Consider the following 23903-nt stretch of genomic DNA (forward strand, 5'->3'; position numbering starts at 1 on the left):
ATGTGTCGCATTTTTGGAAAAATTTTTTAGGTATTTTGGGGTTCTTTACCTTATATAATGCGGATGATTGCGTTTGCATCTTAAAATATAGCTAAATTGTTATAGTTTGTCTTTCGTGGACATTCAGTGTATATTATTAGACAGCAATAAAATATTTTAAGTTAAGGAGTGAAATTATCTTGAAGACGATCAAGGCTGAATTTGAACATATCAAGAGCCAAAAGATGCTTTTAGCTGCAATTTTGGCAATTATGTTTATCCCATTCTTATACTCTGTGTTCTTCTTAAAATCGGTCTGGAATCCATACGGCGATGCTAAGTATTTACCCGTAGCCGTAGTTAATGAAGATCGATCCGTGAATTTCCGAGGTAAGAAACTTGATGTGGGTGATCAGTTAGTCAAGAATTTGAAGAAAAATGATGGTTTAGACTGGCATTTTGTTTCTAAAAAAGATGCTGAATATGGTCTTAGCCATAAAGAATACTATATGGTAATTACGATCCCTAAGGACTTCTCCAAGAATGCAACAACTGTCTTGGACAAAGATCCTAAGAAGATGGAATTACAATATACGACCAACGACTCCCTCAACTATATCGGTAAAGTTATCAGTGAAGAAGGGGCTAAACAAGTTAATGCCCAAGTCAAAGAAACTGTTTCAACGTCATATGCAGATACAGTCTTTGGGGTGATCAAGCAAGTCGGTAAGGGCTTTGACACGGCTGCTAAGGGTTCTAAACAACTTAGTGACGGTTCTAAGACCTTATCTAACGGGATCAACACTTATACTGCTGGGGTCTCCCAAGTAAATGACGGTGTGATCAAGTTACAAACTGGTGTGGTGCCTTTGGGCCAAGGTGTTTTGAAGTTAGCTGATGGTTCAAATACTTTAGCTAATGGGATCAACACTTACACAGCTGGTGTTGACCAAGTAAACAACGGTGTTTCCCAATTGCAAAATGGTACTGGCGCTTTAGCTAATGGTGTGGGCCAATTAGCCACTGGTTCTAATACGTTGGCAAATGGTTTGGGCACATATACAAACGGTGTGGGCCAAGTCAATAATGGTGTCTTACAATTACAAAACGGCACTGGCGCTTTAGCTAATGGTGTAGGCCAATTAGCTACTGGTTCTAATACATTGAATAGTGGTTTGAACACTTATACTGCTGGGGTAGCTCAATTAGATGGTGGCTTAGCTAAATTACATGCTAACTCAGATAATCTTAGAAAAGGTGCTAACGATCTAGCAGCTGGTAATCAAGTGTTGGTAAATACGATCAATGCTAAGGCTGATACTATTATTGATCAGTTAAATTCTAACGATACTAAACAAGCGCTCGCTGACTTGAAGCAATTGAAACAAAATGCACCTACGATCCAAAAGCAATTGCAAGAATTGCAAAATACAATGAACGGTTTACCTACGCTATTAGGTGGGATCAATTCCAGTGCTAATGAGTTCAGTAAAGAGCTAACAACGAATTTAGGTAGTGCAGGAGACAATATTTCCGGATCAGCTAAAGAAGTTGGTGAAGTGCTCGCAGCTAATAAAGATAAGTTATCTACTGAAGATCAACAAAAATTAGCTGATGCGATCGCCAAGAATCAAGCAGCTGGTCAAAACATTCAAGCTGCTGGTGCTGCGGCCCAAACATTTAAAGACCAATTGACGCAAGCACAAAATAGCTTGGCACCGATCTTGCAAAATGCTCAACAAATGCAAGGTTATGTCACACAGGTAAATGCTTTGCTAGATAAGTTGAATACAGTAGATGCTTCTAAGTTAGATGAACTTCAAGGATTAACTTCACAATTAGAAGATTTGAAGGCACAGGCTGCTAAACTAGCTACTGGTTCAGAAACTTTAAAATCTGGTGTTAATGAATACACATTAGGTGTGGATCAAGCTTATGCTGGTGCAAGCAAATTAGTCGCTAATAACCAAGCTTTGACCTCAGGTGCAAGCCAATTAGCTGGCGGTTTAGGCCAATTGAATGGTCAAGTACCAACATTGACAGGTGGGATCAACCAACTTGCTTCTGGTACAGGTCAACTTGTAGCTAACTCTAGTGCTTTAACCTCAGGTGCAAATCAATTGGCTGGTGGTTTAGGCCAACTAAACGCCCAAGTACCAACATTGACAGGTGGGATCGACCAACTTGCTTTTGGTACGAGTCAACTTGCAGCTAACTCGGCTGCTTTACGTAGTGGTGCAAATCAATTAGCCGGTGGTTTAGGCCAAATGAATGCCCAAGTTCCTACATTGACATCAGGTGTGAACCAATTAGCTAATGGTACCCAACAATTGAATGCTAACTCACCTAAGTTAGCTGCTGGTGCTACTCAATTAGAACAAGGTAATAGCAAGTTAGCGAAAGCCTTGGCACAAGGTTCAGAACAAGTAAACGATAATACGAAGAACTTATCTTCTAAGACTTCAAACATGTTTGCTTCTCCAACTGAACTCAAGCATAAGAGTTACAGTTACGTACCAAACTATGGTTATGCTTTAGCTCCATACATGCTATCAGTTGCATTGTATGTTGGTGCTTTGGTCTTCAACTTAGTTTATCCAGTCCGTCGTTTATCCGATCCAGATGCTAGTGCAACTGAATGGTGGTTGAGCAAGCTCTCAGTTGGGGCGCTTGTTGCTACCGGGACTTCAGTAGTCGAAGTTCTCTTGATGATGGCAGCTGGCTTACATCCAGATCATTTAGGGGCAACTTTGATCAATGCTTGGTTCTTTGCGCTTGCAAGTACCTTTATCGTGATGTTCTTGGCTGTCGCGTTTGGCAATATCGGACGCTTCCTCGGGATCATCTTCTTGGTCATCCAGCTTGGTTCTTGTGGCGGGTCCTTCCCAATTCAAGTTACTCGTGCAATGGGCGGCTTCTTCCAAATGGTAAATCCATTCTTGCCAATGACTTACTCAGTTTACGGTTTCCGTGAATCCTTGACATCAGGTCTAGGCGCAAATCAAGTTTGGATCTCTGTTGGAGTCCAATTGATCTACATCATCGCTTCAATCGCTTTACTTTGGGTAGCAATGAATGCTGAACGTAGTAAAGTTACTTACGTTGATGTAGAAGCTCAAAACTTAAACGACTAGAGTGTTCGACAGCACAACTCCTAGTAGATAACAAAAGAACTGCTATGATGCGTATTTTGCATCATAGCGGTTCTTTTGTTATCTACTAGGAGTTGTGCTGTCGAACACGTTTCGGCTATATAGCTCAGAGGCGTATTGGCATCATAGCGGTTCTTTTGTTATCTACTAGGAGTTGTGCTGTCGAACACGTTTCGGCTATATAGCTCAGAGGCGTATTGGCATCATAGCGGTTCTTTTGTTATCTACTAGGAGTTGTGCTGTCGAACACGTTTCGGCTATATAGCTCAGAGACGTATTTTTGCATCATAAGTGATACAGTATACATTATTGTTTTTCAAAGCCGACCATCAAGCCCCCGACTTCAGCGTAATAGCTACAAACACCACGCGTTGTAGTGAGCGTTATCTCGCAAGCAGGATAAGCTTCCTTGATCTTTTGGGAAAGTAACTTGGCCCCAGTTTCATTGAAGCAATGGGCAATACAGGCTTTTTTACCGTTAAAACCTTGTGCTTGCATTTCTTTTAACAGTAAACTGATAGCTTTGGCTTGCCCCCGAGCTTTACCGACCGGAGTGAGTTTTCCGTTAGTGTCAGTTCCGACGATGCGCAGCTTGAGCATATTTGATATCTTAGCGGCTGTAGCACTGATCCGGCCGTTATTGACTAAATTGGTCAGAGATTCAAGGGAGAATAAAAGCTCTGTGTGTTGTTGATAAGTTGTTAATTTACTTTCGATCTCATTAAAAGGTGCATTAGCTGCAAATAATTTAGCGGCGTATTCGAGCAAAAGCTGCATCCGTGGTCCCGCTGACTGTGAATCTAAAACAAGGATCTGGGCGTTAGGATGTTTCTCTAAATATTGTTTTCGTGCTTGCACAGCAGCCGAATAGCTCCCCGATAACGTGCCAGTGATCGTGATCGCAACGATGATATCAGCTTTACCAAAGGCAGTTAGCCACTGATCGATATTGGGGCAAGCAGTACTGCTCTTGGTGGATAATTTACGCAATTCATCGGTCATCGCTAAGATATCAAGGGCGGCATCATCGATGTATTCCTTGCCACCAGCCATGATCGTGATCGGTACACTGGCAAAATCTGTGTCTGCTAAAGTTGTTACATTTGAGCCGGAATCGGCAATGATCTTATATTTCATCTCTATTATTCCTTTACAGAAGTTTTTGTATACTTTTTTAGCGGTTTTTGAAAAACTTATGGTATATTTGAGTATAAACAGGTGTTATCGATTTGTCAAAAGATATTGATAGCGTGAACAGGAAAGGATAAGCTATAATTTAGGAAAGGAAGTAAACAATGAAAAAAATTTTACAACAGGAAAATGCTGCTTATTTTAAACTCCCCACTTTTGAAGAGATACCTGATGTGGGACTTTATTTGGAACAGACAGCTACGTTTATCAACAAGTATTTAGAACCACTTTTAGGTAGTGAATTGACCCCATCAATGATCAGCAATTATGTTAAGAAAAAAATGATCGCACGCCCAGAAAAGAAGCAATATTCGCGCGAGCAGATCGCCTATCTTTTTTTTATCACTATTTCTAAGACGGTCTTGACCTTAGACGATCTGAAATTACTTGTCAAAGTCCAACGCGAGACGTATCCGATCCAAACCGCATACACGTATTTTCGTGAAGAGTTGGAACAGACCTTACTCGTAGTCTTTGAAGAGCAAGCATTGAGTTTTGAAGCAGGGGAGCGTTCCGAGCAAAAGGTCATGTTGTATAATATTATCATTGCAGTGGCACATAAGATCTATCTGGAAAAATATTTTCAGCTAGTACGACAAAGAAACTGAGGTGGAATAAATGTTAGTGGTGGAACACTTAGCCAAAAATTTTGGCACCCTAAAAGCCGTCCAAGATCTATCGTTTGAGATAAAAGACGGTGAGATCTTGGGGCTGGTGGGTCAAAATGGTTCGGGTAAGACGACGACTTTTCGGATGTTGTTGGGCCTGATGCAGCCAACAGCGGGAAAAGTTCTCTGGGATGGCGAAAAGATCGGTGAAAAGCAAAAAGATCTGATCGGTTATTTGCCCGAAGAACGCGGTCTTTATCCTAAAGAAACGATCGAACAACAGGTCATGTACTTTGGTAAATTACGTGGGAAAGCACCACGTGAGATCAAAGAAAAGCTCGACTATTGGATGGAGCATTTACAAGTTAAGGGCAAAAAGAATGATAAGATCAAATCTTTATCCAAAGGCAATCAGCAAAAGGTCCAGTTGATCACCACTCTGATCCATGAGCCTAAATTAGTCATTTTAGACGAACCTTTTAGTGGACTAGATCCTGTCAATGCTCAGATCATGCAGGATGCGATCATCGCTTTGCGCAAACAAGGCTCGTGTGTGATCTTTTCAAGTCATAACATGGCCAATGTGGAACAGATCTGTGATCGCTTGGTGATGATCAAAGATGGACGACAAGTTTTGGCGGGCAAAGTCCAAGACATCAAAGATTCGTTTGGTAAGATCAAAGTCTTTTTAGAATCACCATTGACTACAGCTGAGGTTCAAGCTGTTTCAGGGGTAGTGGCTGTCAAAGAGCGCGGACGAAGGCTAGAGGTAACTCTATCTGACCCCGCAGCTGGGCGTGAATTGTTTGAATTGGCAACAAAGGATGGATATATCCCGACCTTTAGCCAAGAGACGTTGACGTTAGAGGAGATCTTCAAACTAAAGGCGGGTGAAAAAGATGAACTTTGAGAAATTATGGGTGATCGCAAGTGATGTATACCGTAAAACGGTCAAATCACCGAGTTTTTTGATCGGGGTATTTATGCCATTTATCGTGGTTTTGGTCGGCTTTTTGATCGGTGCGATCATGGATAAAGGGCAAGAGACGACTACGATCGGGATCTATTCTAAGCAACCAGTTTTAGCCAAAGCTTTAGCGCAACAAAAATTACCCGCTCTAAAGTTAAAACAAGTGGATTCAGTCAAGGAGGCTCAAAAACAGTTACAAGCTGAAAAGCTAGATAATTATTTAGTCGTGACTAAAAAAGATGGCGAGTTGCTCAGCACGGTCTATGGTGAAAAGGTCCCCGATGATGCCACGATGGCTAATCTCCAGCAGGCGCTAAACAGCTTACAGACCTCGCTTAAAGCGGGTGAATATAAGTTGACATCAGACCAAGTTGCTGAACTGATGCAACCAGCTAAACTTGAAGGTAAGGAGCTCTCCTTTACTGATGATGGTAAAGTCAAGACGTCAAATGATAGCTCAGGGGTCAAATTTGCCTTGAGTTATGCGGCTTGTATCTTCACGTTCTTTTTAGTTTTGACCTATGCGAGTTTGATCGCTCAAGAGATCGCAGGTGAAAAAGGAATGCGGATCATGGAAGTCATCTTATCCAGTACGAATGCCAAGACGCATTTCTACGGGAAGTTATTAGGGGTGATCTTAGCCGCTTTGACGCAATTGGTAGCAACGGGCTTCTTGCTTGGAGTTTCAGTCTTTATCATGCGCGATAACGGTAGTCTAAATGAAATGTTAGCTAATTTAAATTTCACCGGGATCGAACCGAGTTTTATCATCTTGTTGCTCCTCTTTATCCTAGCTGGTTCACTCTTTTATGCGGTCTTAGCTGCTTTATGTGGCTCGTTGGTCAGTCGGGCCGAGGATGCACCAAAAGCGATCATGCCAGTAACGTATTTGATGATGGCGGGTTACATGCTAGGCTTGATCGTTGCTACAAATGATCCAAGTAACTTTATCGTGACGATCTGTAGCTATATTCCATTTTTCTCGATGATCTTGATGCCGATCGTTTTAGCCAACGGAGCAGGTCTCATGGGGGCAAGTATTTCCCTGGTTATTTTAGTCTTTAGCACCTTGGTCTTAGCTGCCTTTTCTGCTAGAATGTATCGAGTAAATGTATTAGTCTACAATCAAAAGGGGATCTGGGCTTCCTTACGCCAATCATTGACGATGCTCAGAAAAGATGTCTGATCTGTGATCTCAGTCGTTAAATTAAGTTGGATCTGAGTTATAATGAAGATGAATTTAAGTAAGGGAGACGAAAAAGATGGAAAGAAGAAAGCCACGGCGAAATGAAGAAAAAAAGATCGAAATTTCAGCTAAGGGCAAGCCGTTTGTCCCAGGGACGCATGTCAAGTTTGTTTATCAGCGCCATCACTACAAGGGGACCATCGAAAAGCAGTTAAGTAATTCGGCGATCATCATCTTTGACCCTGAATTTGAGAATACAGTTACGGCGATCGAGTTGAAACAAAAGATCGTGATCAGTTATTCAAAAATGCAGATGATCAAATAGATCGCCAAGTTAGGATAGTTCAAAAATGTTTTATAGGTTAAAGAAAAAGATCAGGGCCAAGTATCGTGAAGCGACCCCGATCCAATTGTTAGTTGCATATTATGGTATTGCCACGATCATTACTTTTGGTCTCTTGTGTTTACCATGGATCAAGTTACCTGATGCACCAGAAACGACGCTTTTAGATAATTTGTTCATGGCGATCTCGACGATCAGTGTGACGGGTCTGTCGACTTTTCCGATCGACCAAGTCTACAATGAATATGGTGTCATCTTGCTAGAAATACTGTTCCAAGTTGGAGGCTTTGGGGTCACGATGTTAGCCACCGTTGCGATGGTCTTGACTGGTCGGCGCATCGGTCTACATCAACGCCAGCTGATCCAATTTGATATGAATCAACCGCGCTTAAGTGGGATGGTCAAATTAGTGACGTCGGTCTTTGGGTTGATGATCATGGTCCAAGTAGTCTTTGGACTGTTGTTTTCCCTGTATTTCACGTGGCGTCACGTCTATGATAATTTTTCTGCTGCCCTTTTCCATGGAATGTATATCTCGATCAGTGCGGTCACCAACGCTGGCTTTGATGTCACGGGGGACTCGATCGCACCGTTTAGACAGGATTATGTTTTTTTGATGATCATTATGGTCTTAGTCATCATCGGAAGTATCGGTTACCCAGTCTTGACTGAGATCGAGGCTTGGTTCTTCTACAAGTTGCGTTACCGTGGATTACGCAAGTTTAGATTTTCTCTTTTCTGTAAATTAGCGGTCTTTTTTGCAGCGATCTTTACGATCGTGGGGACGATTTTATTGTATCTATCGGAAAATGGTGGGCTGCACTTGCGAGCTGATAGTTTGCATAACTTTATGTCAGCTATGTTTTACAGTGTTTCATCGCGTAATGCGGGGCTTCAGATCAACAGTATGAATGATTTTAATCACACGACCTTACTTTTACTGGCGCTGTTGATGTTCATCGGGGCTAGTCCAAGTTCTGTCGGTGGTGGGGTGCGGACCACGACGATCGGGATCTTTATCTTGTATCTGTATTCATTTATTCGTGGGCGCAACAATATCAATATCTTCAATCGGCGGATCAGTCGTGAAGATATCCAAAAAGCGATCGTGGTCGTGAGCTTATCGACATTGTTGTGTATTTCAGCTGTCTTTATCCTCTCAGCCACTGAGGATGCTCCGTTATTATCATTAGTCTTTGAAGTGGCTTCAGCCTTTGGGACGACAGGGCTATCGCTTGGAATCACAGATAGTTTGTCGACCGTTGGTAAGATCGTGATCATGGTCTTGATGTTTATCGGGCGGATCGGAATGTTGTATACCCTGATGTTCTTTATCAGGAAACGCGATCGTGATCTGAGTTATAAGATGCCAACTGAAAAAATTATTATCGGTTAGTAACAATGTGTTTCTTGGTAACTAGTAGTTATTAAGAAACACATTGTGCTATCTTGTCTAAAAATAGCGTGCATTTTAAGGAGTGATAGTATGATGAAGAAATTGATACTTAGTTTAAAGATAGTGAGTAGTTTCTTATTAGGAGCATTATGTACGGTAGGTATCTTGCTTTACTTAAGGGATATAACTATTGATCCACTTAAGTATACATTTAAAATTTATCATGTATATTTTTGCATCACAATGCTACTACTGCCTATTTTTCGAGTTACGCATGAAAAATGGTTTAATAGTTCTGAAGAATATGTTTCTCCTAGAGGTAAAGCACTACAACAACATCATGCTGATATTGCAAATCAATATAAGGGGGGGCGCTGGTCAACCAAAGGGGTAAGAGTAAATCCCTATGAGTACACCACTCCGTATACCTTGTCTTATGATAGTTCGTTAGATTGGATCTACACCGTGGTCAAAAAAATCTGCCTGAGTTTATTGTTTATCCTTGCGGCACCACTATTTTATCTGGCAGAAATGTTTTTAAAATCCTAAATTTTGTTGCTATCAAACATGAGCGATCTAGAGAAGCACTTGGGCGCCAAATTTTCAAAGCGCGTTTTATCCTTCTATGATATGTATTTAAAATGATGACGGCTGGAGTTTTTTGTTTCACCGCAATCTGAAATATCATGATCTGATCTTTCCAAATGGAATTCTGTAGTTCTAGTGATCCAGTCTCTGATAATTGTTGAAAATTGAGCGACAATCAATAGTACCGTCACTAATATGGTTTTTGACATTAACGATAATATGTTATAATCAAAAATATAGGGAGTTTTTTATCTATATACATGGAGTGTTTTTGACACTTCATATTCTTTTAGTGGCTTTGGTCACTAAATTTCACTGGAGGCAATTGAATTGGAAAATGTAAAGCCACGTTGGCGTGAGGTTCTGGATATCTCAATGCCATTATGTTTGAGTTACATTCCGATCGGGTTAGCTTGTGGTATCTTGCTACATGCAGCTGGATTTAGCTGGATCTTAACAACGTTGGTCTCGTTGTTGGTCTTTTCTGGTGGGGCACAGTTTATGATCGCCTCAATGTTGGTGGCAAATGCCCCAATGCATACGATCTTGATCATGTTGTTCTTTCTTGAATTACGCTATGCCTTACTTGGTTCGAGTTTATCGCAATATATGCGGGGGACAAGTAAAAAGTTCCTCTATCTTTTTGCAGCTTCGCTAAATGATGAGAACTATGCTGTCAACTACTTGAAATTTGCGACAGATAAGGGTTGGACACCTAAAGATGCACTTATGGTCGAACATTATTCATTACTTTTCTGGACAGGTGCTAACTTAATTGGTAGTTTGATCGGTAATATGATCAACATCAATTTGGATATCGTTGATTTTGCATTGACGGCGCTCTTCTTATACATGATCGTCATGCAGATCAAGAATGTTTTAACGATCTTTATCAGTCTTTTGTCAGCCGTTTTGGCGATCATTGCGATGGTCTTGATCAAGAGTACGATGGGACTTGTGGTGGCAACGTTGCTTGCTTCATTGGTCGGCTTTATGGTCGAAGATTATTTAGTCAAGCACGGGCATGAAAAAGGCTTCTTACTCAAAAAGATCAAGCCTAAAGCAAGTCGCAAAGTTATCAGCAAGTCAGGAGAATAGTTATGCATATGTCGAGTATGGATCATTTGATTTTAGTTTTATTATCAATGGTAGTGGCATTTTTGCCCCGTTTCATTCCGTTGCGTATCTTCTCTACCCGTGAGATTCCCCAATGGTTCAATGAGTGGATGAAATATGTGCCGGTATCTTTATTTACGGCTTTAGTCGTTAAAGATATTTTTATCAATACAAAGGATTACTCTTTTATTGGTTTAGGCTATCTAGCCAAGATCGTTGCAGCTGTTATCGTGATCGGGGTCGCTTACCGTTCACGTTCAATGGGACTTTCAGTCGTTTTTGGTTTGATCGCAGTTGCGTTATTAGCGTTAGTATTACCAATATAATTATGAAAGTTTAGACTGTTGCCAAAGGGTGATGGTCTTTTTTTGGGGTGATTATCTGTTCTGAAAGTTTATCGGATGACAAGTGATCGGAAAGCTGAGAAAGTGGCTTGGCATAAATTAGCTGAAAGTGTCTGTGGGCTTACAGTAGAGGGCAACTTCCAGCCAAACTAGCCGATAAATGCTATAATGAACAAGATAGGAGGCGAAATGATGAAAAGATGGTTATGGTGGACCGTGATCGGACTTTTCTTAGCGTTCATCTTTGTAGGATACGGTGTGACTAAAAGAGTTGAGACCGCTAAAAGTTATAAGTCGGCTTTAGAATTGGGTCAAGCCTATGTTAATGATGGCAATTATGCTGCAGCTAAGGTCTCCTTTCAAGATGCATTGAAGAAAAAACCTAATGATAAAACAGCTAAAGTCTATCTTGAACAAACTAAATGCTATGAAAAAGGACTTGATCAGATCGAAGACAAACAATACAGTAAAGCACGGACAAGTTTTCAGCAAGTAGCTTTAAAAAATTATGGCTTAGGTATTTTGGTCAAGCGAGCTTCTGAAAAGCAGATGGAGCTTAAGGAAGTGATCGCCCAATTAAAGAGTTTTGAACAGATCTATGCTAGGGCTGATTCATTAGCTAAAAACTATGAATATACGTCATCTAATACCCAACTGGCAGTGATTTTAGGTTATGGTAGCATTAGGGACAACTACTATGACGATATTTTCCAAAAAGCGCAAGCATTAAAACGCTCAAATGATGCGAAGCTACGGGCATTAGGCTATAATGTCCAACCACCCGTGGAAGATGAGTTGAGTGCTGCCCAACTAGCACAACAAAATAACATTTCAAAAGAACAGCTCAAGCAGGCAAAAGTAGAGCTTAAAAAAAATGGCGTCAATATTACTGATCTAGATGATAAGCAAGTCATCAAAGTTATCTTGCAGGCGCGGGATGAACAAAAATCGATCGCTGAACTCGCCGAAGAATATAAGTAAGGTTCGTCACAGGACGGGCCTTTTTTTGTGCGCCAAATGAGTATATTGATTGTTATTGATCAGGTCATGTGATATAACAAAATTAGTTAAAATATTTTTTGTAACTCTATTTTTTATTTGGTATATACTTTTTGTGTATATGGTTTGACTAATTTTAAAAAAGAATATATACTAAATTTGTAAAAAATATTAAGCGGTTACAAAAAGTGTATTTTGCACTTCAGGCGCCTATAGTGTGTATATGCTTTTGTGAACGGTTAAATATAAACTAAAAGAATATGGAGATGAGACAGATGGCGGAACAAAAGCAAAGCTCATTTGGGGCGTTCATCAATGCTAAGATATTACCTCCGATCATGAAATTTGTGAATACGAAGGCGATCGTAGCATTAAAAGACGGTATGGTCTATGCCTTACCATTTATCATTATCGGGTCGATCTTTTTGATCTTGAATTCCTTCCCGATCACAGCGGTACAAGAATGGTTCAAAGATATTGGCTGGTCAGTCTTCTTTAACCAAGCATATCAAACTACATTTGCCATTATTTCGATTTGGACGGTAATTGGGATCGCCTATGTGTATGCAAGAAATGAAAAACAAGAAGCCTTACCTTGTGGCCTAACAGCCCTATCAGTTTTCTTGTTGTTACAAAATTTAGTTGTCAATAGTCCTTTAGTTTCAGCAATGGGTAAAGATGGTGCCGGGATCACAGATGCTGCTGGCAAGGTCGTTTATACTGGGACACAAGTTGCTGAACAGATCGATAAGTTACCTCAAGTCATCCAAAATTATTTGACCTCACCTGTAACAGGTGCGATCAACATGACCTGGTTAGGTGGCCAAGGGATGATCGCAGCGATCATTGTCGGTCTATTAGTTGGTTGGAGTTATACAGCCATGGCTAAGGCTGGTTGGAAGATCACCTTACCAGAACAAGTACCAGCTAACGTAGCTAACCAGTTCTCAGCGATGATCCCATCGGGTGTGATCGTCACAGTTTCGATGCTGATCTACGCTTTCTTTGCTAAAGCATTCAACACTGATATGTTGCAATGGATCTATGATGTTTTACAAGCACCTTTGCAAGGGCTTTCTGACTCGCTCGGTGGTGCCTTGATCTTAGCTTTCATGGTCGTGTTCTTCTGGTTCTTTGGGGTCCACGGTGGCTTGATCATGGGTGGTATCGGTGGTGCCTTCTTACTACCAAATACGGCTGATAACGCTGCTTTACTCGCTAAAGGCGAATTGACCCTGCAAAATGGTGCTCACATCGTAACCAACGAATTTTACAACAACTTCATCAATTTGACAGGTTCTGGGATCACGATCGGGCTTTTGGTCTTTACTTTGACAGCAGCCAAGTCAGTCCAATTCAGGTCATTAGGTAAAGTTGAAGCAGTACCTGGCATCTTTAACATCAACGAACCATTCTTATTTGGGATCCCGTTAGTCATGAATCCATGGTTAGCAATTCCGTTCTTCATGACACCAGTCGTCGTGGCACTTTCGACTTACTTGGTGATCTACTTTGGCTTAGTTCCACCAACTGGGGTTGCTGCACCTTGGACGACCCCACCGATCATTTCAGGTTTCTTGATCGGGGGCTGGAAGATGGCATTATGGCAAGCGATCGTCTTATTGATCTCAGTTGCGATGTACTGGCCATTTGCTAAGAAATACGATAAATATCTCTGCCAACAAGAAGCAGCAAATGAAGCAAAATAATTATTTAGGAAAAGGATGAATTACAATGGCTGAAAAAATTATTATGTTAGCCTGTTCAGCAGGTATGTCAACTTCAATGTTAGTTGCAAAAATGCAAGAAGAAGCAAAGGATCGTGGAAAAGACTATGAGATCTTTGCTAAATCAGTGGCTGATATCGATCATCAATTTGAAACTGAAAAGCCAGATGTATTGATGTTAGGACCACAAGTGGCATATATGAAAGCTGATGTTCAAAAGAAATGTGATGATGCTGGAGTGCCAATGGAAGTTATCAACATGACAGATTATGGCATGATGAACGGTAAAAATGTGCTTGATGAAGCTGAAAAAATTATGGGATAGGAGATAGCACAAGATGACAGATGAAAGAATGCAGATCATCATGGGACTGATCATGGCGGGTGGAAATGCGAAAAACTGTGCTGTCGAAGCGATCACGGCTGCTAAAAACGGTGATTTTGCTTTAGCTGAAGAAAAGCTCAAAGACGCAAACCAAGCGATCGTGGATGCGCATAATGTGCAGACCGATATGTTAACTAAAGAAGCTCAAGGTGAACACACTGAGATCGATCTCTATATGGTCCACGCACAAGATCATTTGATGACAGGGATTACATTTGTTGATCTAGCCAAGGAGATCATTGCCGTCTACAAACGATTAGACGAAGAAGGTAAATAATTTAAAAGGTGCGCCTAGTACACAGCGCACCTTTTTTACTAGAGGTAAAAGTATATACATTAGGAGGGTGTTATGGAAAATCTGATCTTGATCGATATAGGAGGAACAACGATCAAATTTGGGTTAAACACAGGTGAGAAGTTGGAGCTATTACCAGCTAAGAAAACACCTAAGACGTTACCTGAATTTTATCAGTGCTTAGAAGAGACAGTAAATGAGTTAAAAAAACAAGTACCTATCAAAGGTGTAGCGCTCAGTTGCCCGGGGGCAGTCGATCAAAAAACAGGTGTGATCGGGGGGGACAGTGCTTTACCTTATATTCATGGCTTTGATATTAGAAGTGAGCTCAAAAAGCGCTTTGGCTTACCGGTCAGCATCGAAAATGACGCTAATTGTGCTGCCTTAGCTGAAATGGCAAGTGGTGCTGGCAAAAAGGTCAAAGATGCGATCTTTTTAGTGATCGGGACCGGTGTCGGTGGTGCGTTAGTTGTAGATAAAAAGCTCCACCACGGAGCCCATCTTTTAGGGGGAGAATTTGGCTATTTACTCTTGGGCCAAGAGATGACAGTCAGTCAAATAGTTAGTCCAGTCAGTATAGCAGAGCGCTACAATGCCAAAACAAGTCAAGCTCTTAGTGGTAAAGAAGTCTTTGCCAAAGCCCAAACTGGTGACAAGATCGCTTGTGCTGAAGTCGATAATGCACTACAAACGTTAGCACTTTTGATCTATAACTTACAATATAGCTTTGATCCTGAACTCTTTATCATCGGGGGCGCGATTTCTAAAAATCCAGCGCTGATCTCGATGCTAGAACCAAAACTTGCTAAGCTAAGACAAAAAGTCAAGGCCGCTAAACTAGAGCCTAAAATAGCTGTTTGTCGCTATTATGAACAGGCTAATCTTTTAGGGGCTGCGATCAATTTTAAAAAAATGATGGAGGGATAACAATGTATACATTTCCAAAGGATTTTATTTGGGGCGCCGCTACTTCAGGGTCACAATCAGAAGGTAATTTTAAAAAACGCCATCAAAATGTTTTTGACTATTGGTATATGCAAGCACCAAATGAATTTTACGCTGGGGTAGGACCAGATACGACGTCTAATTTTTACAATGATTATGAAAATGATTTAAAGTTGATGCATCAAGCAGGAATCAAAGCTTTAAGAACTTCGATCCAGTGGAGTCGCTTGATCGCTGACTTTGAAACTTGCGAAGTCGATCAAAAAGGTGCTGACTTTTATAGTCGTGTGATCGATGCTATGTTGGCTAACGGTATCACACCGTATATCAATTTGTGTCATTTCGATATGCCAGTTGAATTACAGCATAAATACGGTGGCTTTGAGTCTAAGCATGTGACGGATCTTTTTGCTGGCTTTGCCAAGAAGTGTTTTGAACTTTACGGCGATCGAGTCGATCATTGGTTTACTTTTAATGAACCCAAAGTGATCTTAGATGGTGGTTATCTCTATCAATTCCACTATCCGCTAAAAGTCGATGGACCGCTGGCTGTTCAAGTAGCTTATAACTTGAACTTAGCTTCAGCCAAAGCGATCAAGGCTTTCCGTGAACTTTATGGACAAGATAAGTCTAAAAAGATCGGAACGATCCTGAATCTGACGCCAGCCTATCCTGCCAGCGATAGTTCGGCTGATAAAGAGGCTGCTGAGTTTGCTGAGCTTTGGGCTAATAAGATGTTTTTAGAACCGGCTGTTTTAGGACACTATCCGCAAAAATTAGTTGAGATCTTAGAACGTGATGGTGTTTTATGGGAACAAACACCAGCAGAGTTACAGTTATTAAAAGAACAGACCGTTGATGTTTTAGGCGTCAATTTCTATCATCCATTTAGAGTCAAAGCCCCAGCCGTTTCGCCAGCTAGCTTACAGCCTTGGATGCCAGATATTTACTTTGATGAGTATGAGATGCCTGGTAGAGTGATGAATGTTGATAAAGGTTGGGAGATCTATCCTAAAGCTTTATATGATATTGCGGTAAATATCCGTGACAATTACAACAATATCGAATGGTTCGTTTCTGAAAATGGGATGGGTGTCTCAGGTGAAGAGCGCTTTATGGATAAAAATGGGGTGGTTTGTGATGATTACCGGATCGAATTTATGAAAAAGCATCTTAAAGCTTTGCATCGCGGGATCAAAGCAGGCTCTAACTGTCATGGTTACTTTGTTTGGACGGGGATCGATTGTTGGTCATGGAAGAATGCCTACCGCAATCGCTATGGTTTGATCCGCGATGATATCCATACTCAGATCAAAACCTTGAAAAAATCAGGCCACTGGTTCAATGAATTGAGTAACAAGAATAGTTTTGAATAAAGTAAGCCCCTAAGTTAGATCTGGTCTAGCTTAGGGGGTTGTGTTCGAAGTATCGGGAATAAATAGTAAGAAAAAATGAGCGAACTGGTGAGGGGGAAAACTCAGTTGTTTTTAATGACGCTCAAAGATAAATTGCGCGACATTCTAATAAATGATAACATAAGAAATATTCACAGGTGCAAAGTCAGGTCTAAAAGCTTTGCACTTAATTTTATTTGAGGTGCAGATCGTGCAAAAAAGAAGTATAAGTTTATTTTCAGCCACTATGTTAGCGCTTAGTTCTTTGATCGGATCGGGCTGGCTTTTTGGCTCAAGTGAAGCAGCTAGTGTTGCTGGTCCAGCCGCAGTTATTTCCTGGGTTATCGGAGCAGTCGTGATCGGGATCGTGGCTTTTAATTACATCGAACTAGGGGTTATGTTGCCTGAAAGTGGAGGGATGAGTCGCTATCCTCAGTATAGCCATGGACCTTTGGTGGGGTTTATCGCCTCTTGGGCTAATTGGCTCTCGTTAGTAGCCTTGATCCCGATCGAAGCAGTCGCAGCTGTCCAATATATGAGTACTTGGCCTTGGAAATGGGCTAATTGGACTAATGACTTTATGCAAAATGGTCAGATCACAGGTAAAGGCTTGATCGTTGTCTTTTTATTTATGGTCGTCTTTACCTTGTTGAATTTTTGGTCAGTTAGTGTTTTGACGCGGTTTACGAACCTGATCTCAGTCTTTAAGATCGCGATCCCTTTATTGACGATCATTTTACTGATGAGTTCAGGTTTTTATGTAGAAAACTTTGGGAGCACCTGGCATGAATTTATGCCAAATGGCTCCAGTCCTGTTTTTGAAGCGACAACAGTTTCGGGTATCATTTTATCGTATAATGCCTTTCAAACGGTGATCAATATCGGCGGAGAGATCAAAGATCCACAAAAAAATATTTTTCGGGCGATCACGATCTCATTAACGGTCGCAACGATCATCTATATCTTATTACAGATCGCTTATATTGGTGCGATCACGCCAACACAATTAGCCGACCATGGCTGGAGTGGCTTAGATTTTGATTCGCCTTTTGCTGATATCGCTATCTTGCTTGGGATTCATTGGCTAGCTGTTCTCTTGTATTTAGATGCGTTTGTTTCACCTTTTGGCACTGGGGTCTCATTTGCAGCTACTTCGGGGCGGACTTTAGCGGCGATGACCTTGAATCGTCGGATCCCAAAGTGGTTAGGTGAAGTCGATAGTACTTATGGTAATCCGCGGTTTGCTTATTTAGCAAATTTTGCAGTAGGTACTTTGTTAGTTATGGTCTTTCGTGATTGGAGCTTACTAGCTAGTGTGATGGCGACAGCGACTTTGATCGCTTATGCTACTGGACCAGTGACTGTGATGGCATTTCGCAAACTACGGCCAAATTATACGCGACCAGTACAGTCTAAATGGATGCCTGTGATCGCACCAGTGACTTTTGTGATCGCAAGCTTAGCGATCTATTGGGCAATGTGGCCGACGACAGTTCAAGTTATTTTTGCGATCTTGTTGGGCTTGCCACTGTATATGTATTATGATCACAAAAATGGTCAGATCTCATGGAGACGTCAACTCCAAAGTGGTGGTTGGCTCTTGGTGTATTTGGTCTTCTTGTCGGTGATGTCTTATATTGGAAGCAAAGGTTTTAACGGACAAGATTGGATCAAATATCCCTATGATTTCTTTATCATCATTGGTGTGAGCTTAGGCTTTTATTATTGGGGGTTAGCGAGTCGCATGGCTGATAGCCCTGATCTGAGCGATGCTGATAAATTAAATGCTAGAGTGTAAAAAAGGTTTGGTCAGATCGACCAAACCTTTTTAAGCTTTCTTTTGGCGCTGGTAAGCCTCAGTGATGATCAAAGAACATTCAAATAAAAAACCGACTAAAAAAATACTTGCGATCGTATCAGTCGGATAGTGAACGTGAAGATAGATCCGTGTCAAAGCAATAATGATGATCCAAAGGATACCAACTATATGTAGTAAAGTTTTTAGTCCCTTTGTTTGAATATGTGGTAAAAATAAAAAGAAGACTAACAAGACAAACAAGGCAGTTCCAAAAGTATGACCACTGGGAAAACTATAGCCACTGATCTCAACTAAACGATCACTAGGGCGTGTTCGAGCTACAATATTTTTAACGATCCAATTGATCAAATTACAGAAAACGACAGTACTTAAAGCCCACAATGCGTCAGATGTATCATGTAACAAGTAAACGATCAAGCAAAGCAATAAACAATAGATAAAGGACATCTCTGGTCCACCTAAAAAAGTTATTTTGTCGACTAAAGCAGTCATATCTGGCGTGGTGATCGGTAAGAGTAGCTTTTGGATAGCAGTATCAAAGCTAGTGATAAGAGGCGACTTTAGTTTGACCAAAGTTGCTAAAGTAAGAAAGATCACTAGATAGATCGTTGCATATAAGGGACGGTATTTTTTATAAGTAAGGTGTGTCACAAAAATTCACTTCTCTCGTAATATCAGTAAACTAGTTTACATTTTACTACAGATCAACTTACAATTCACATAGTCATTTGCGCCAGCCAAGGCTAGTTGGTATAGTAAAGATGTGAAACGTTGTCGCTTTTTAAAGCAAGGGGGATAATAATGTTACCTAAACGCAACTATGCTGAAATGATCATTATCTTACTTGGAGTTACTTGGTACTGTTTAGGTAGCTTGTTAGCACCATTGATCGTTGCACAAGATTTTTGGCTCAAGGCAATGCTGTTGCTACTACTCTTTGTGATGATCTTTGATATTTTGATAATGATCTATTGGCGCTAGAAAGAAGGCTCAGATGAAGGTTACTTGGCAAAAAAAAGATACAAAGCAACAGACTTTGAAGAGTTTCTTGCGCAAACAAGGAGTCAGTCAACGTCTGTATGGCAAGCTAAAAAAAGGATATGGTCAGGTCTTAGTCGATGGACAAAAAACAAAACTTGCAATTTTATTGGAGCGACCAGTTGCGGTCACCTTGGAATTGCCACCTGATGCTATAGAAGAAAATGTGGCGATCAGTCAGGTGCCGATCGAAGTGGTCTATGAAGATGAATTTTGGCTTGTTGTCAATAAGCCCGCTGGTTTAACGAGCGTACCTGGGCCAAGTAATAGCACCGATACGCTGGTCAACCGAGTTAAAGGCTATTTTATCGAACAAAGGTCAGCCATAAAAGCACCGCGGATCATTACGCGTTTGGACCGCTATACGAGTGGCTTGGTCTTATTTGCTAAACACAGCTTTGCACAAGCTCAAATTGCAGCTCAAGTTGGGTCTCATCGAATGGACAAGCGTTATTTTGCATTGGTCCAAGGGCAAATATCGCATGAGCACGGCTTTATCGAAGGTCCGATCGCACGTGTCGCTGACGATGTCAAATACCAGATCTCACCTGAAGGCCGATTTGCTAAGAGTGAATATTGGCTTGAGAAGAGCAAGGCTGAGCTATCACTAGTTCAGGTCAAACTCCATACGGGGCGGACGCATCAGATCCGCGTTCATTTTAGTGAAAATGGGCATCCGCTGTTGGGTGATAAGCTTTATGGCGGTGAGCGTAGTTTGATCGCGCGCCAAGCTTTACATGCGGGTAAGCTTGGTTTTACCGATCCATTCACTAAAAAATATCTGGAATTTTTTTGTCCTATACCACCAGATATGCAACTGATCATTGATAAAGAATTTGGGAACTAGCAGTCAGAAAGCCTGTAATTTACCAAAGTTCTGTTATAATAGATTAAGTAAAGTTCTATTTGGAATAAATAAAGTGTTTCGAGGTACTTGAAATGACACCGAAAAAAGAAGACTATCTAAAAATAATATTTGAATTAGGTGGAAGAGAGAAGAAAGTCTCAAATAAACAGATCGCGATGAGTTTAAATATTGCGGCTGGTTCAGTGACGGAAATGGTCAATAAACTAGTCAAAGAAGGGCTGGTAACGCATACGCCTTACTCAGGGATCTCTTTGACTGATGAAGGTGTGAAAGTAGCCGAAAAATTAGTCCGCCGTCACCGATTATGGGAAACTTTTTTAGTTGAAAAGCTAAATTACAAATTACAAGATGTGCATAGTGATGCTGAAGTTTTAGAACATGTGACAAGTGATAACTTGATGGATCATTTGGAAGCTTTTTTGGACCATCCCAAGTATTGTCCGCATGGTGGGGTGATCCCTGATAAACTCGGACACTATGAAGAAGAAAGTCACTTGACGTTATCTGAAGCTAAAGTAGGAAGTACGATCATAGTCGATCGTTTTACCGATAATCATGATCTTTTGACCTACTTAGATGACATCGACATTAAGATCGGGGATACGTTAGAGGTATTAGAACATGCCCCGTTTGAAGGCCCGATCCGGTTACGTTTTACCCCAAATGGGCAAGAAACAAGCATCGGTTATAAAGCTGCACATTATATTTTTGTCAAATAAGGCTTTTTAGTATCATTAAAAAAAATCGTGTGCTATAATTATAATCGTATTTCTGTATAGGCTATTGTGGCTAGGATTTATCTTTGATAACTTTCTCCATTATGCGCTGATTAGAGGAATTACAATATATTTTTAATGTGCCGTGATCGGCGCAAGGAGGAGTTCAATTATTATGGAACAAGGAACAGTTAAATGGTTTAACGCTGATAAAGGTTTTGGCTTTATCACACGCGAAGATGGTAGCGACGTATTCGTACACTTCTCAGCTATCCAAGGTGAAGGCTTCAAGACTTTAGATGAAGGCCAACACGTAACTTTCGATGTTGAAGAAAGCGAACGCGGACCACAAGCTGCTAACGTAGTAAAAGACTAATAAGTGGTCTAAGTAATAACGCTTAGACTTTTGAATCGAAAAGAGACTGTCTTGTACGGTCTCTTTTTTGCTATTCTAGGGGGAATTTATGGCTAAAAAGGAATTAAAATTAAGCTGGTTATTATGTGGAAGTTTTATCGTTTCAGTCGGCAGTAGTTTGTTGTGGCCACTGACTACGATCTACATGCATAACTATCTTGGTCAAAGTCTGACGACAGCTGGGATCGTGCTTTTTATCAATTCATTAGCGCTGATCGCGGGTAGTTATTTAGGTGGCCGGATGTATGATAAAGATCGCAAAAACGCTCGGCGCTGGTTGTTAGGTGCGATCTTTTTATCGACGTCAGCGGTCTTTTTATTGATCTTTTTCAATGACTGGCCGACATTTGCAGTGTTATTACTTTTGGATAACTTTGGTGGTGGGATCGCGATCACGATCGGAAACTCATTAGCTACTGGGATCAAAGAAAAAAGCTCACGTCAAGTCTTTAACATGCTATATTTTATGCAAAATGTCGGTGTCGTGATCGGAACGTTACTTGTTGGGGTGCTCGTTGAGATAAGTATCGAATGGATCTTTATCAGCAACTTTATTTTATTTGCTTTCTATTGGTTCGTGGTCTATCGCTATTATTATGTGCCAAAAGCTGCTTTGGTCAAAGAACAGGTGGCTAAAAAGGGTCAGGATAAGACACCACTGAGCTATGTCTGGGTCATAGGGGCAATCTTAATTCTCTTTTTTGCGATCGAGACCGGCTATTCACAATGGCAAAGCAACTTGTCGATCTACATGGAATCATTAGGGATCTCCGTTAAGAGTTATGGTTTCTTGTGGACGATCAATGGGTTCGTGATCGTCTGTGGTCAGCCGATCCTAAATAAGCTCTTGGATGATATTTTAAAGATCAAGCTGATCTATAAGCTTTATTTAGGTTCAGCCCTATTTGTCCTCGGCTTTTTCACCTTGTTATTTGCTACCGATTATCCCCACTTTATCTTAACGATGGTGATCGTGACTTTGGGTGAGATCTTGACTTTTCCAACGATCCCAGCCGTTGTTGATAACTTGAGTACTTTAAGTGAAAAGGGTAAATACCAAGGCGCAGTCAGTGTTTTTGCTGCTTTAGGGCGGGCGATCGGTCCCTTAGCTGGTGGCTTGATCGTGGATAATTCATCGTATAATATGCTATTTACCGTGATGATCGCCTTGATGGGGATCACAACGCTCTTTGTTATTGTGGTAGCCCAGTTCAATTTAGTTAAAAAATAGGTCAAAAGGTATGCCTAAAGCTTGGCGACCAAATAATAAGTCCTCACCAAGTTTTTGGCGAGGACTTATTTTAATTACCTTCAACGTCGACTTGAGCGGAGTCTGAAAGGGTATTACCAGTCGAAGCTTGTTTTAAGTTTAGAGCTGAGCGTAAGAGATCGGTGATCCGTTGTTTTTCTTCGGTTGTGGGAACTTCAAATGATTCACCGTTGATCATTTGCCCTTGGCCACGTAAGCTGTCGGTTTGCATGTCGTGAGTGGCGACGCGATATTTACTACCCAATATCACGAGATCATCAAAACTTAGATCGGTCACCATTTGTTTGGAGATCGTGGAAAGGAATTTCTCATTGATCAGGTTAGTTAGATCTGCGCCTTTAAACGCAACTTGCGTCAAGACTTGGCGTTGTCGTGCTTGCCGACCATAATCACCGTCAGGGTCATCATAGCGCATGCGGACGTAAGCTAAGGCACGTTTACCGTTCATATGGGTCTTTTTGCCCTTTTCAAAGCTTTGCCCGTCATAAGTAAATGTTAATAAGGGATCAACATCAACGCCCCCAACGGCATTGATCAGTTTCTCCAAACCGCCCATATTGATCGTTGCATAAAAATCGATCGGGACGTTGAGATATTTTTGGACAGTTTTGACAGCCGTGGCTGAACCACCGTATTCGTAGGCGGAATTTAGTTTGCTGGGGAAGTATTCTTCATGACCCGAAATAGCTACTTCAGCATCACGGGGCAAGCTGACCACGGTCATTTTCTTTTTCTCAGGATTTAACACGGCTACGATCATTGTGTCGGTCCGTCCTTTGAAAGTCCGACCCAAAGCCCCAGTATCAGTCCCCATCAAAAGTACCGAGATCGGGTGGCCATCTTTTAAGGTCGAATTGACATCACGTGCTTTGGTGATATTTGAAGAATTATAGATCGAATCAGCTGCTTTTTTGGCACTGATATATTTTTTATAAGCATAGTGCCCGCCAAAGATCAAGGTGACCACAATGACTAATAGTGTCCAAAAGAAACATCCCCGGCGCTTAGAACTAGCTTTTGCGTGGCGCTGTTTTTGCGCTTTACGTGCTTTTTGATTACGATAAGTTTCACGGCGACTGGGGATCGTAGCGCTAGTTTTAGTGAAATGGTCATCAGAGTGATTTTGATTGTTGCTTGGCATAAAATTAGTCCTTTCTTT

24 protein-coding genes are annotated in these 23903 nt (G+C 41.1%); 21 read left to right on the plus strand and 3 right to left on the minus strand.

Annotation, left to right across the window (positions count from 1 at the left end; genetic code table 11):
* Positions 1 to 179: 179 nt before the first annotated feature.
* Positions 180 to 3113 (plus strand): YhgE/Pip domain-containing protein, encoded by a 2934-nt coding sequence (locus CPS94_RS10175; protein WP_112194183.1) that lies wholly within the window; start codon positions 180 to 182, stop codon positions 3111 to 3113.
* 324 nt (positions 3114 to 3437) lie between these two features.
* Here CPS94_RS10175 and CPS94_RS10180 read toward each other — a convergent pair whose 3' ends face one another.
* Complete coding sequence (locus CPS94_RS10180) at positions 3438 to 4268, minus strand: DegV family protein (RefSeq protein ID WP_112194185.1); 831 nt, start codon at positions 4266 to 4268, stop codon at positions 3438 to 3440.
* 158 nt (positions 4269 to 4426) lie between these two features.
* Here CPS94_RS10180 and CPS94_RS10185 point away from each other — a divergent pair, with 158 nt between their 5' ends.
* From CPS94_RS10185 to CPS94_RS10255, 15 genes are all read left to right on the plus strand, one after another.
* Positions 4427 to 4930: a DUF1836 domain-containing protein gene (locus CPS94_RS10185; RefSeq protein WP_112194187.1), complete on the plus strand. Its 504-nt coding sequence runs from the start codon at positions 4427 to 4429 to the stop codon at positions 4928 to 4930.
* A gap of 10 nt (positions 4931 to 4940) precedes the next feature.
* Positions 4941 to 5840 (plus strand): ABC transporter ATP-binding protein, encoded by a 900-nt coding sequence (locus CPS94_RS10190; protein ID WP_112194189.1) that lies wholly within the window; start codon positions 4941 to 4943, stop codon positions 5838 to 5840.
* Positions 5830 to 7086 (plus strand): ABC transporter permease, encoded by a 1257-nt coding sequence (locus CPS94_RS10195; RefSeq protein WP_112194191.1) that lies wholly within the window; start codon positions 5830 to 5832, stop codon positions 7084 to 7086. The genes CPS94_RS10190 and CPS94_RS10195 overlap by 11 nt, the downstream gene beginning before the upstream one ends.
* Positions 7087 to 7162: 76 nt before the next feature.
* Positions 7163 to 7411, plus strand: a complete 249-nt coding sequence (locus CPS94_RS10200) for a hypothetical protein (protein WP_112194193.1) — start codon at positions 7163 to 7165, stop codon at positions 7409 to 7411.
* Between the two features lie 25 nt (positions 7412 to 7436).
* Positions 7437 to 8825, plus strand: coding sequence for a TrkH family potassium uptake protein (locus tag CPS94_RS10205; protein WP_112194195.1), 1389 nt, complete (start codon positions 7437 to 7439; stop codon positions 8823 to 8825).
* A gap of 90 nt (positions 8826 to 8915) precedes the next feature.
* Positions 8916 to 9374: a hypothetical protein gene (locus CPS94_RS10210; RefSeq protein ID WP_238145354.1), complete on the plus strand. Its 459-nt coding sequence runs from the start codon at positions 8916 to 8918 to the stop codon at positions 9372 to 9374.
* A 369-nt stretch (positions 9375 to 9743) separates the two neighbouring features.
* A complete protein-coding gene (locus CPS94_RS10215) occupies positions 9744 to 10511 on the plus strand; it encodes an AzlC family ABC transporter permease (protein WP_076149548.1) in 768 nt (255 codons plus the stop codon).
* Positions 10512 to 10513: 2 nt separating this feature from the next.
* A complete protein-coding gene (locus CPS94_RS10220) occupies positions 10514 to 10855 on the plus strand; it encodes an AzlD domain-containing protein (RefSeq protein ID WP_112194197.1) in 342 nt (113 codons plus the stop codon).
* Positions 10856 to 11065: 210 nt separating this feature from the next.
* On the plus strand, positions 11066 to 11854 hold the full coding sequence (locus CPS94_RS10225) for a tetratricopeptide repeat protein (protein ID WP_112194198.1): 789 nt from the start codon (positions 11066 to 11068) through the stop codon (positions 11852 to 11854).
* 293 nt (positions 11855 to 12147) lie between these two features.
* Complete coding sequence (locus CPS94_RS10230) at positions 12148 to 13581, plus strand: PTS sugar transporter subunit IIC (protein ID WP_112194200.1); 1434 nt, start codon at positions 12148 to 12150, stop codon at positions 13579 to 13581.
* A gap of 25 nt (positions 13582 to 13606) precedes the next feature.
* Positions 13607 to 13924, plus strand: a complete 318-nt coding sequence (locus tag CPS94_RS10235; RefSeq protein ID WP_112194202.1) for a PTS sugar transporter subunit IIB — start codon at positions 13607 to 13609, stop codon at positions 13922 to 13924.
* 13 nt (positions 13925 to 13937) lie between these two features.
* Positions 13938 to 14261, plus strand: coding sequence for a PTS lactose/cellobiose transporter subunit IIA (locus CPS94_RS10240; RefSeq protein WP_112194204.1), 324 nt, complete (start codon positions 13938 to 13940; stop codon positions 14259 to 14261).
* A gap of 72 nt (positions 14262 to 14333) precedes the next feature.
* A complete protein-coding gene (locus tag CPS94_RS10245) occupies positions 14334 to 15206 on the plus strand; it encodes an ROK family protein (RefSeq protein WP_112194206.1) in 873 nt (290 codons plus the stop codon).
* A 2-nt stretch (positions 15207 to 15208) separates the two neighbouring features.
* Entirely contained in the window at positions 15209 to 16600 is a 1392-nt protein-coding gene (locus CPS94_RS10250; RefSeq protein ID WP_112194208.1) for a glycoside hydrolase family 1 protein, read from the plus strand.
* Between the two features lie 229 nt (positions 16601 to 16829).
* Positions 16830 to 18416 carry an APC family permease gene (locus CPS94_RS10255; protein ID WP_112194210.1) on the plus strand — a complete coding sequence of 529 codons (1587 nt, stop codon included), beginning with the start codon at positions 16830 to 16832 and terminating at the stop codon, positions 18414 to 18416.
* Positions 18417 to 18446: 30 nt separating this feature from the next.
* Here CPS94_RS10255 and CPS94_RS10260 read toward each other — a convergent pair whose 3' ends face one another.
* Entirely contained in the window at positions 18447 to 19088 is a 642-nt protein-coding gene (locus CPS94_RS10260; protein WP_112194212.1) for a phosphatase PAP2 family protein, read from the minus strand.
* A gap of 150 nt (positions 19089 to 19238) precedes the next feature.
* Between CPS94_RS10260 and CPS94_RS10265 the strand changes: the two genes are divergently transcribed.
* From CPS94_RS10265 to CPS94_RS10285, 5 genes are all read left to right on the plus strand, one after another.
* The gene (locus CPS94_RS10265) at positions 19239 to 19418 is read left to right on the plus strand and encodes a hypothetical protein (RefSeq protein ID WP_004050766.1); all 180 of its coding nucleotides are present in this window, start codon (positions 19239 to 19241) and stop codon (positions 19416 to 19418) included.
* A 13-nt stretch (positions 19419 to 19431) separates the two neighbouring features.
* Positions 19432 to 20322, plus strand: a complete 891-nt coding sequence (locus CPS94_RS10270) for an RluA family pseudouridine synthase (RefSeq protein ID WP_112194214.1) — start codon at positions 19432 to 19434, stop codon at positions 20320 to 20322.
* A 92-nt stretch (positions 20323 to 20414) separates the two neighbouring features.
* Complete coding sequence (locus tag CPS94_RS10275) at positions 20415 to 21062, plus strand: metal-dependent transcriptional regulator (RefSeq protein WP_112194216.1); 648 nt, start codon at positions 20415 to 20417, stop codon at positions 21060 to 21062.
* A 172-nt stretch (positions 21063 to 21234) separates the two neighbouring features.
* Positions 21235 to 21435 carry a cold-shock protein gene (locus CPS94_RS10280; protein ID WP_004050761.1) on the plus strand — a complete coding sequence of 67 codons (201 nt, stop codon included), beginning with the start codon at positions 21235 to 21237 and terminating at the stop codon, positions 21433 to 21435.
* An 88-nt stretch (positions 21436 to 21523) separates the two neighbouring features.
* Positions 21524 to 22705: an MDR family MFS transporter gene (locus CPS94_RS10285; RefSeq protein WP_112194218.1), complete on the plus strand. Its 1182-nt coding sequence runs from the start codon at positions 21524 to 21526 to the stop codon at positions 22703 to 22705.
* A 70-nt stretch (positions 22706 to 22775) separates the two neighbouring features.
* Here the strand turns inward: CPS94_RS10285 and CPS94_RS10290 are convergent, their stop codons facing one another.
* A complete protein-coding gene (locus CPS94_RS10290) occupies positions 22776 to 23885 on the minus strand; it encodes an LCP family protein (protein WP_112194220.1) in 1110 nt (369 codons plus the stop codon).
* Positions 23886 to 23903: the final 18 nt, after the last annotated feature.

This window comes from Ligilactobacillus murinus (assembly GCF_003288115.1).
Lineage (GTDB): Bacteria > Bacillota > Bacilli > Lactobacillales > Lactobacillaceae > Ligilactobacillus > Ligilactobacillus murinus.